The sequence below is a fragment of the Mycobacteriales bacterium genome, assembly GCA_036497565.1.
In the GTDB taxonomy this organism is placed as follows: Bacteria; Actinomycetota; Actinomycetes; order Mycobacteriales; family QHCD01; genus DASXJE01.
On record DASXJE010000241.1, the window covers coordinates 1 to 10,199 of the forward strand.

General features: G+C 68.1%; 7 protein-coding genes and 1 pseudogene. 2 read left to right on the top strand and 6 right to left on the bottom strand.

Translation table 11 applies throughout. The features are described 5' to 3' along the window. Positions 1-420: 420 nt before the first annotated feature. Positions 421-2,040 carry a hypothetical protein gene (locus VGH85_19515; GenBank protein HEY2176001.1) on the top strand — a complete coding sequence of 540 codons (1,620 nt, stop codon included), beginning with the start codon at positions 421-423 and terminating at the stop codon, positions 2,038-2,040. A 247-nt stretch (positions 2,041-2,287) separates the two neighbouring features. On the opposite strand, the pseudogene istB reads toward VGH85_19515, so the two are convergent. From istB to VGH85_19530, 3 genes and pseudogenes are all read right to left on the bottom strand, one after another. Continuing rightward, positions 2,288-3,141 (bottom strand): annotated as a pseudogene (istB, locus tag VGH85_19520) (IS21-like element helper ATPase IstB). Then, complete coding sequence (locus VGH85_19525) at positions 3,141-3,287, bottom strand: hypothetical protein (protein ID HEY2176002.1); 147 nt, start codon at positions 3,285-3,287, stop codon at positions 3,141-3,143. The pseudogene istB and the gene VGH85_19525 overlap by 1 nt, the downstream one beginning before the upstream one ends. 439 nt (positions 3,288-3,726) lie before the next feature. Further along, positions 3,727-4,206: a MarR family transcriptional regulator gene (locus VGH85_19530; protein ID HEY2176003.1), complete on the bottom strand. Its 480-nt coding sequence runs from the start codon at positions 4,204-4,206 to the stop codon at positions 3,727-3,729. Between the two features lie 67 nt (positions 4,207-4,273). Between VGH85_19530 and VGH85_19535 the strand changes: the two genes are divergently transcribed. Further along, positions 4,274-5,458 carry a PP2C family protein-serine/threonine phosphatase gene (locus VGH85_19535; protein ID HEY2176004.1) on the top strand — a complete coding sequence of 395 codons (1,185 nt, stop codon included), beginning with the start codon at positions 4,274-4,276 and terminating at the stop codon, positions 5,456-5,458. Positions 5,459-5,672: 214 nt separating this feature from the next. On the opposite strand, the gene VGH85_19540 is transcribed toward VGH85_19535, so the two are convergent. From VGH85_19540 to VGH85_19550, 3 genes are all read right to left on the bottom strand, one after another. After that, the gene (locus VGH85_19540) at positions 5,673-6,707 is read right to left on the bottom strand and encodes an enolase C-terminal domain-like protein (protein ID HEY2176005.1); all 1,035 of its coding nucleotides are present in this window, start codon (positions 6,705-6,707) and stop codon (positions 5,673-5,675) included. An 89-nt stretch (positions 6,708-6,796) separates the two neighbouring features. Beyond that, on the bottom strand, positions 6,797-9,922 hold the full coding sequence (locus VGH85_19545) for an FAD-binding and (Fe-S)-binding domain-containing protein (GenBank protein HEY2176006.1): 3,126 nt from the start codon (positions 9,920-9,922) through the stop codon (positions 6,797-6,799). Between the two features lie 4 nt (positions 9,923-9,926). Beyond that, positions 9,927-10,199: thiamine pyrophosphate-requiring protein (locus VGH85_19550; protein ID HEY2176007.1), on the bottom strand; the 273-nt coding region annotated here is incomplete at its 5' end.

Here is a 10,199-nt window from a genome sequence, read left to right on the forward strand (position 1 = left end):
CCTGCGCAAGACCGACACCACCACCACCGGCGGGTTGCACAAGATCGCCGTCACCATGGTGGTCCTCACGATCCTGCACGGACCGCAGACCGGCACCACCCTCACCGCCGCCACCGCGTCGGCCAGCATCCGCCGCTGACACCTCCGGTGCGGGATCTGGGCGAGTCAGCGTGGTACGCGGTTCCCTTCTGTCGGGGTGAGGCGGGATGGTCGGCTTGCGGATTCACGGTCGAGGCCGATTATCGACGAGACCTGGCTGTCCGTCGGATGCGTACGCGCGGACCGGTAACGGTGCGTTGATCGACGAGTCTTGACTCTTCGGGTCCGGGCGCGTAAGCCCTAGGTGTCCCAGTTTCTGCGCTGGCGTCGGTGGTGCCGCAATGGCCGAGCCGACGGCGGTGCTCGCCGGAGGGGGCAGGGATGTCACGTCTCGACCGTCGCACGTCGTGGAAGATCGCAACGCTTCTCGGCGCCGCGGCGCTCGTGCTGGCGGGGGTGACGCCCGCCAGTGCCGGGGACGACCCACAGCCGGTCGACTTCACCCACAACGTCCGGGACGCAGCGGCCCCGGTCGCTGGCGCGGTGTTCGGGACCGGCCCGAGGACGAAGACCGGCACCGCGATCTGCACGACGCCGACGCAATCCACGCCCAACGTCAACACCGACTGCGAGACGAGCAGCACCGGTGCGCACAACGAGACCTCGATCGCGGTTAACCCGACCGACGCGAACAACCTCATTGGCGGCGCCAACGACTATCAGCTCGGGGTCAACGCCGGCGGGCACGTCACCGAGAGCATCTTGTCCCGGGCGCACGTGACGACCGATGGCGGCAAGACCTGGTCGATGTACCCGATCTTCTCCAACTCGTCTTACCAGGGCACCGGTGACCCGGCTCTGGCCTTCGACGCAGCCGGCAACGCCTACTACGGCACGCTCGGCTTCCGATTCGTCGGCCCGGCCAACGCCACCAACCCGGACGTTCTGGTCTCGACCTCGCAGGACAAAGGCAAGACCTGGGCGACCAGCCGGGTCGCCGCGGGCAGCGGCAACGAGGGCAGCGTCGGCGACCTGCTCGACAAGGAGTACGTCGCCGCGTGGGGCAACGGCAACGCGATCGTGACCTACGGCGACTTTCGGCTCGGCCAGAAGGGCTCGACCGTGTCGGCCCGGATCTTCGCCAGCGTCACGCACGACGCGGGTCGGACGTGGAGCGCGCCTACCCTGATCTCCGGCAGCCTGGACCAGGCATTCGTCTCGGTCCCTGTCTTCTCCGGCGGCACGGTCTACGTCGCGTTCCTCAACACGACCGACCTCACCACCGGGCGTGACGACTACGAGGTCGTGCGGGTCAGCCCGGCCACCGGTGCGGCCCTCGCCCAGCCGGTCAAGGTCGCCACCGTCATCGACGGAGCAACGGACTACCCGATTGCCCTGGGCCGACAGACCTACCAGGACAGCATCTTCCGCAGCTGGGCGGCCGGGAACATCACGGCCGACCCGACCAACCCGCAGCACCTTGCGGTCGTCTGGTCGGACATGCGCAACAGCGCAACGCCGGCACCAGCCGACCCGTACGCCGCCAAGACCAACTCCGACGTGGTCGTTAGCCAGTCGACGAACGGCGGCGCGAACTGGTCCGCACCGACGGCGATCGCGCTCCGCGGCGACCAATTCCAACCCTGGGGCGCCTACGACAGCAACGGCAAGCTGCGGATAGGAACGTTCGACCGTAGCGGTGACCCGGCGAACCACCTCTACGACTACTCGCTGGCCACCGAGACGGCTCCGGGCAGCCTGACGTTCACCAGCGCTCCGGTGACGACCGTCCGGTCCGACCCGACGAGGGACGACCGGTGGTTCGCTGCGACGCTCAATCCCGTGTTCCCCCGCGCGACGGCGTTCCTCGGCGACTACAGCAACATCGCCGCCACGGCTGGCGGCCACGTCGTCACCTACTGGACCGACATGCGCAACCCGGTGACGTTCGCGGGGGTCACTGGCCACGGTGAAGACGCCTACTTCGCTACCGCGCCCTGACCGCAAGCAGCGCACCGCCCAAGGACGAGTCCGTTCAGCCGGGCTCGTCAGGTGGCGGTCAGGCGCACAGGAGTACGGCGGAGCCGGCGTTCTCCTTTGCCCGCACGATCAAGGGCTCGGGCCAAGATCATCTAGGCGGCCCCGATTGAGGTGAGGTGGGCGCACCTTCCCAGATCAGAGCGGTGTGCAGTGGTGGGCCGACTGGGACTCAAACGCAGAACTCGCGGATCAAAAGTCGTCAGTCATGTCAACGACGGCTGAAATTGAACTCCGGGGCGTCGGGTGAAAATGGGCCCCCTCGGTTGCGGTAGTCGTCGGTCTTGGTGGGTGTGATGCGGCCGAGGTCGCGGTCTTTGAGCCGGTAGCTGTCGCCTTTGAGGGAGATGACTTCGGCGTGGTGGACGAGCCGGTCGATCATGGCTGCGGCGACGATGTCGTCGCCGAAGACTTCGCCCCAGCGGCCGAGGGCGTGTTACTGGTGACGATGAGGGAGGCGCGTTCGTAGCGGCTGCTGATGAGTTGGAAGAAGAGGTTCGCGGCTTCGGGTTCGAAGGGGATGTAGCCGACCTCGTCGATGACCAGTAGTGGGTAGCGGCCGAGTCGTTGGAGCTCGTCGTGCAGCCGGCCGGCTTGGTGGGCTTCGGCGAGGCGGGTCACCCAGTCGGAGGCGGTCGCAAACAGTGTGCGGTGGCCGGCTTGGCAGGCCCGGACCGCCAGGCCGGTGCCCGGGTGGGTCTTGCCGGTATCGGGTGGGCCGAGGAACAGCACATTCTCTTTGGCGGTCACGAAGTCCAGCGTCCCGAGGTGAGCGATGAGGTCACGCTTGACGCTGCGGGCGTGGTCGAAGTTGAACTCCTCGAGGCTCTCGCGGCCCGGGAAGCGGGCGGCCCGGATCCGGCCTTCACCGCCGTGGGACTCCCGCGCGGAGACCTCCCGTTGCAGGCAGGCCGCGAGGAACTCCTCATGGGTCCAGTTCTCGGCGCGGGCCCGTTCGGCGAGCCGGTCAACGGCCTCCCGCAGCGTCGGGGCCTTCAAGGCCCGGGTCAGGTAGACCAGCTCGGCGGTCACGTCTCTGGCCGGCGCGGTTTTGGTGGCGGCCATCAGGCGACCCCTTCCAGATCGCCGGTCCCGGTGTGGCCAAACGCTGCGTCGTAGTCGGTCAACGGTCGCTGCTCGACCTCGTCCGGTGCCGCAGGTGAGGGCCGGGTCTGCTCTCGCAGCACGGCCGCGGCTCGAGCCGATGGCATAGACGGTCTGTGTATCGACGTTTCCGCCGAAACAAATAGGCCGCGCTCGCGGTGATCTCCGAATTCGTCTGCGTCATGGCATGCCTGGTGTATCCGCTCAATTGCTAGGCCGTTGTAAGCGACACGGAACCAAATTTCCACGGCCCAAAGAACCTTGAGCCGACCAGATGGAATGACGGCACGTGCGACCGGCCGGTACACGTTTCCATCGGACGGGATACGGCTGCTGGGTCAGGTCGTGGCCGGGCCGACTGCGGCGTTGGCCGGTGGCTCGGCCCCGCTGGCGGACGTAAATGCTCCCGGGGCACCCGCGCCGCGTGCCTGGGTTGGGCGGCCCGGGTTCACTTCGGCGTTCACCACGGCCATGGCGACGCCGTCCACGGCTGGCACTCTGGTCGGCGTGCTCGGATCACGGCAGACCGATGCGTGGTGCGGCCGGTCAGGCGAGTCTCTGATCTTTGTCATGGGTTAAATGCTCGCTGACTTGAGCGTATTCTTCGAGGCCACGGATGAGGGCGCGCGCCCCGGTGGGGGTCATTTTTTCAAGTGCCGCGGCCAGTTCTGCGCGGCGACGGTTTTCGAGTCGGTGCAGCAGCCGGGTCCCTTGCGGCCGCAGGCTGAGGCTGATCTCGCGGCGGGTCTCGGCGGAGGCCTTGCGGTTGATGAGGCCGGCGGCGACGAGCCGGTCACACAGGCGGGTCGCAGAGGATGGGGCGCAGCCGAGTTCGTCCGCGAGTTGGCTGAGGTTAATGGTTTTGTACTGGCGCACGATCTCTAGCGCTCGAAGCTGGGGTGCCGATACGACGGCGGATATCGCATCGGTCGCCCGCAGCCAGGCGGCCTGCAACGGTGCGGCGGCGGCCTCGGCCGCCACCGCGAGCCGTTTGATCTCCCCGGGCTGCAGACGTACGGAGTTCATGTCTCTACTGTTGCACAACATCAATCGTCGGTCTCGTCACGGCCGCGATGGTCGAAGGAGTGCCCTGATGAGTCCAGATGAATACGCCGCATCGGTGCTGTTCGCGGTCGAAAACAGTACACCGGCCAATATGCTGGCGGCGATACGAGGGGCATTGGGCGCCGATCTGCAGGCACGTGATGTCGAACTGCTGATCGTCGACTACGGGTTGGACGTGCTGCGCTCGCTGCCGGTGGACCGGATGGCACCGGGGGAGACCTCGATCGCCGTCCGGGGCACGGTCGCTGGGCGGGCGTTTACCTCGCAACAGGTGACGACGGGATCGGTGGGTGCTGATGGGCTCCTGGTCCATGTGCCGGTGACGGTCCGCGCCGACCGGCGGGGTGTTTTGCGGCTCCGGCTGCCCGCAGCGCCGTCGGTGGGGCTGCGGGAGGGCCTGGCCCGGATGGGCACGGCGGTGGGCTACGCCCTGACCGCTGTGGAGCGTGACACCGATCTGGTAACACAGGCGGCACGCCCACAGCGGCTCAGCCTCGCTGCCGAGATGCAGTGGGACTTGCTTCCCGGACGGCAGTGCGCCGGCCCGGAGTTCACCGTGGCCGGGCAGCTGGAACCGGCGTACGCGGTGCGGGGCGACAACTTCGACTGGTCGTGCAGCCCTGATCACCTGCAGCTGACGGTGATGGAGGGAATGGGGGAGGGGGCCAAGGCGTCGATGCTCACCCATCTGGCCGTCAGTGCGTTGCGCAACGCGCGCCGGGCCGGAGTTGGCCTCGTCGATCAGGCGTCGTTGGCGGACCAGGCCGTGTACGCCCACTACCGGGGCGAGTTGCATCTGGAGACGCTTCTGCTGCAGATCGGGCTTGCCGATGGTCGCGGGTGGGCCGTCGGCGCCAGCACGCCGCTGCTGCTGCGCGACCGCGACGAGCAGCTACAACGGGTAGAGCTAGAGGCGCAGCTGCCGTTGGGCATGTTTGAGGGGACTCGCTATACCGCTGAGAGGTTCGAGGTTCGACCGGGTGACCGGCTGTTCGTGCTTACCGATGGTGTGCATGCCGCCCATCCTCCCGAGCAGGAACCGTTCGGCGACGCGAGGCTCGCCCAAATTGTCCGCGCCGCCCGCGTACGGCGACCTGATGACGCTGTCCGGGAGATCCTCCGCGAGCTGCTCGCTCTCTATGATGAGGCCGGACTCGACGATGACGCGGTGGCGGTGTGCCTGGATTGGCGGGGCCCCGTCCGCAAGGGATAGCCCGGCGCGGCCACGCCGGTCGGTCTACCCGGCGTCGCCCGGCTGAGGTTGTGATCAGGTGCCGGCACTTCAGCGCGATGAGTCGGGTCATCATCGATGCATTTTGTTGCGAGAACGCCGTTCCCGTCTGGGCGGCTCGGCTTGCCGGGAGTTCTTCGGTGCTGCGGTTTGGGTTGCGATCTCTTGGCAGAATGTGGGGTCCCAGTGCAGTGTGCTACGCGACGCACCACCGTCCGGCTTGTTTGCTGATGGTCATGCCGTGTCCGGCGGTGGTGTTGTCCAGGTGCAGTGCTCCGTCGCGCACGGCGGGGATGCCGTCGGCGAGCTGGGGCTCGAGGCGGACGTGGTCGGCGAACCATTCGACGTGACGAAGATTGGGGATGGCGGCGGCGACGGGGGCGTGTAGGGACGGCGCGCAGTGTGCAGAGACCGGCAGGTTGTGTGCCTGGGCGAGGGCCGCGGCGCGGAGCCAGCCGCTGTAGCCGCCGCAGCGGGTGGCGTCGAGTTGCAGACAGTCGACGACGGGGAGTAGGGCCCGGACGTCGTAGAGGTCGGCGGCGTACTCACCGGCCGCGACGTCACACCGCAGGGCGGCACGCAGACTGGCCAGCCCGGCGGTGTCGTCGCTGGAGACGGGTTCTTCGAACCAGGTGAAGCCGAGGTCGTCGAGGGCGGCACCGACACGACGTGCCTGTCCGGTGCTGTATCCGCCGTTGGCGTCGACCATGAGTTGGGTGCCGACGGGGGTCTGGTCGCGTAGCTGTTTGATCCGGGCCAGGTCGCGGGCAATGTCGTTGCCCCAGGACTGGCCGATTTTGATCTTCATCGCGGTGCAGCCGGTGGTTTGCCACCACCGGATCTGCTCAGCCAGCTGGTCGTCGGTGAGGGTGGTGAAGCCGCCGGATCCGTAGATCGGCACCGTATCGCGGTGCCGCCCGAGCAGCGAGGTGACGGGCACGTCGAGGAGCCGCGCTTTGAGGTCCCACCAGGCGATGTCGATGGCGCTGAGGGCTTGCATGACCAGTCCGCGGGTGCCCAGGTTTCGGCAGGCGCGGTGCATCGCGTACCAGCCGGCGTCGACGTTGAAGGCGTCGAGGTCTTCGATCGCACCGGTGAGATGCTCACGGATGACGGCTGCCGCTGCGCCGCTGCTGTAGGTCCAGCCGAGTCCGGTTCGCCCGCCGGCATGCAGGGTGACGGTGACCGCGGTGGTGGCATCCCAGGTCAGGGTCCCGTCGGCTTCGGGCAAGGGGGTGGGGAAGCGGTAGACCGCCGTGGTGACACGGGTTATCGGCGGTCCGCCCTTCCCAGCGCCGGCGTCGGCTCTCGCCGGGGGGTTCATCGGGTTCTCTGCAGTGCCCGGCGGGCCGCGGCTGCCGCGCCGGCGGCAACGGCGGCGGCGGCCGCTGTAGCGGCGGCCAGTGCCATGCCCCGGCCCACGACCCCGGGCGGCCGGGGCCGGTCGCCGTCGACAAGGTCGGCATGTGAAGGGGAGGATGTCGAGTCGTGCCGGGCACGGTTGAGCAGTTCCGCCAGGTGGATGGCTTCGCGGTCGCCGCTGTCGAGTTCGTGGATCTGGGTGCGGCAACTGAATCCGTCGGCGAGGACGACGGTGTCCGGGTCGGCGTTGCGCAGCGCCGGCAGGAGCGCGTTTTCGGCGCAGGTGGTGCTGACGTCGAGGTGTCCGGCTTCGAAGCCGAAGTTGCCGGCCAGGCCGCAGCAGCCGGAGTCCAGTTGATCGGACTTCGCGCCGGCGGTCTCGAGAAGTTGCTGGTCGGCGTCCCAGCCGAGGACGGCGTGTTGGTGGCAGTGCACCTGGGTGAGAACCTGAACGCCGTCCAGGCGCGGAGGGGTCCAGTCCGAGGTATGTGTGGTGAGGAGCTCGGCCAGGGTGACCGTCTGTTGGCGTAGCCGGGCGATGTCGAGGTCTTCGGGAAGGAGGTCCGGGGCGTCGGAGCGGAACACCGCGGTGCAGCTGGGCTCGAGACCGACCACCAGCCCGCCCTGGTGGAGGTGCTCGGCGAGGATGCCGGCCGTGCGCCGCAGCACCTTTTTCGCGGTGTCCAGCTGCCCGGTGGATATCCAGGTCAGGCCGCAGCAGACGGGCTCGGTCGGGACACGGACGGTCCAGCCGGCATCCTCGAGCAGTTCGACGGCCGCCTTGCCGATGTGCGGATGGAAGGTGTTGGTGAAGGTGTCCGGCCAGAGCAAAACCGTGCCCCGCAGACCGGGCCGGGACCCGCCGCGTCGGATCCACCACCGTTGCAGGGTTTCGTCGGCGAACAGCGGGATCTCGCGGTGCTCGAGGCCCGCAGCGCGGGTGGCCAGGCCCGGCAGCAGCGGCGCGTGGCTCAGCGAGTTGACCACCCCTTCCGCGCGGCACCTCGTGACGGCGGCGGCGAGTAGTGGTAGCCAGCCCAGCGTGTAGTGCGACCGGGGCCGGAGCCGACCTTGGTAGTGGTGGGCGAGGAATTCCGCCTTGTAGGTGGCCATGTCGACGTTGACCGGGCAGTCGCTCTTGCAGCCCTTGCAGGCCAGACACAGGTCCAGGGCGTCGCGCACCCCTGTGGAGCGCCATCCGTCCTGGATCGGGGAGTCGGGATGTCCGCGGAGCATCTCGAAGAGCAGCCGGGCCCGGCCTCGCGTGGAGTGTTCTTCCTCGAGGGTGGCCTGGTAGGACGGGCACATGACCGCACCGCCGGGATGCTCGTGTTGCCGGCACTTGCCAACTCCGACGCATCGGTTCGCGGCGGCGGTGAACGAGCCATCGTCTTCGGGATAAGAAAAGTGCAGGATGCCGTCGTAGTGCGGCGTCCACGTTCCGCCCAGCCGCAGATTGTCGTCCAGGCCGTACGGCGCGACGATCTTGCCGGGGTTCATCCGGTCGTCGGGATCGAAGATCGCCTTGAGCCGGCCGAAGGCGCGGATGATGTCCGGACCGAACATCTTCGGCAGTAATTCGCCACGTGTCTGTCCGTCACCGTGCTCGCCGGAGAAGGAGCCGCCGTACGAGGCCACCAGGTCGGCGGCGCTCTCGAGGAACCGCCGGTATTTCGCGACGCCGTCGGTGTCGGTCAGGCCGAAGGGGATGCGGGTGTGCACGCATCCCTGCCCGAAGTGGCCGTACAGGCTGGGTGCGGTCTCGTCGGCGTAGCCGAACTCTTCGTACAGCTTTTCCAGGTCTCGCAGGTACTCGCCGAGCCGGTCCGGGTGTACGGCGGAGTCTTCCCAGCCTTCCCAGGTGTCGGGGTGTCCCGGGACGTGCGCGGTCGCGCCGAGTCCGGCTTCGCGGACCTGCCACAGTTCGTCCTCGCGTTCGGGCTCGTCGAGGAACGCCACCTCGGGGTCGTGCTCGGATTCGCCCAGCGCTTTGAGCATGCGCTCGCCGGCCCGGTCGACCTCCTCGCGGGTGTCGCCGCCGAACTGGACCATCAGGTAACCCTTCCCGCGGGGCAGCTTGTCCAACGCGATGGGGTTGAGGTGTTTGATGCGCTGGTCGCTGATCAGGCGGTGATCCAACCCTTCCAAGGCGATCGGCTCGTGAGGCAGGATGGTTGGTACGGCGTCGGCCGCCTCCATGATCGTGTCGAAACCGAGCACGATCAGGCTGCGTTCCTTGACCACCGGCACCAGCTTGAGTTCCGCGCGCAGAACCGTGACCAGCGTCGATTCGCTGCCGACGAGAGCGCCGGCCACGTCGAAGCCGTGTTCGGGGAGCAGCGAGTCCAGGTTGTAGCCCGAGACCCGGCGGGGAATGTCGGGGTAGCGGGACCGGATCTGCTCGGTGTGGTCGTCGCGCAGCAGCCGCAGCTGCCGATAGACCCGTGCCTGTCCGTTGCCGCGACGTTCGATCGCGACGTAGTCGTCGTCGTTGGTCGGACCGCACCGGAAGCGGGTGCCGTCGTAGAGCAGCACTTCCAGACCCGCGATGTTGTCCACGACCTTGCCGGTGCGCTGTGCGGTCGCGCCGCAGGAGTTGTTGCCGATCATTCCGCCGAGCGTGCAGTTCGGGTGGGTGGCCGGTTCCGGGCCGTAGCGGAGGCCGTACGGCTCGAGTTCCCGGTTGAGGACGTCGAGCACGATGCCCGGCTCGACGACGCAGGTCCGGGCGTCGGGGTCGACCGAGATCAGCTGGTTGCAGTATTTGGCCCAGTCGATCATCACCGCAGCGTTGGTGCATTGCCCGGCCAGGCTGGTCCCGCCTCCCCGAGATAGAACTGGTGCGGCGTGGTCGCGGCACACGGCGACTGCCTCGGCCGCCGCGTCGACCGTGCGCGGAATGACGACACCGATGGGTACCTGTCGGAAGTTAGACGCATCGGTGGAGTAGGCGCCGCGCGTCCCGGCGTCGAAGCGTACCTCCCCGTCCACCCGCGCGATCAGGTCGCGGTGCAGCGCCGCAACGTCGATCTCCGGGCGCTCCGGGCGTCGTACGACCGGTGTCGGTAGCTGGACGTCGGTCATCGGCTCAGGACTCCTTGTCGCCGGGCAGGAACTGCTGGACCTTCTGCTTGATGCCCTGGGTGACCACGCCCCGCGCATTCTCGTCGCCGTGCAAGATAGATGAGGCGGTTGCCTTTGCCTGAGCGAATGTGGTGTGCGGCGGAATCGGCGGCACGTCAGGGTCGCAGCGGATGTCGAGGACGGTCGGCCGGTCGGCCGTCAGCGCCTCCTCCCAGGCCGGCCCGATCGGCTCCGGAGTGTCGATGTTGACACCGGACAGGCCGAGTCCCCGGGCGAA

Coding starts and splice junctions, on each gene's coding strand:
- VGH85_19530 (HEY2176003.1), bottom strand. CDS start 4,206: ATGAACTCCGTACGTCTGCAGCCCGGGGAGATCAAACGGCTCGCGGTG.
- VGH85_19535 (HEY2176004.1), top strand. CDS start 4,274: ATGAGTCCAGATGAATACGCCGCATCGGTGCTGTTCGCGGTCGAAAAC.
- VGH85_19515 (HEY2176001.1), top strand. CDS start 421: ATGTCACGTCTCGACCGTCGCACGTCGTGGAAGATCGCAACGCTTCTC.
- VGH85_19545 (HEY2176006.1), bottom strand. CDS start 9,922: ATGACCGACGTCCAGCTACCGACACCGGTCGTACGACGCCCGGAGCGC.
- VGH85_19525 (HEY2176002.1), bottom strand. CDS start 3,287: ATGCCATCGGCTCGAGCCGCGGCCGTGCTGCGAGAGCAGACCCGGCCC.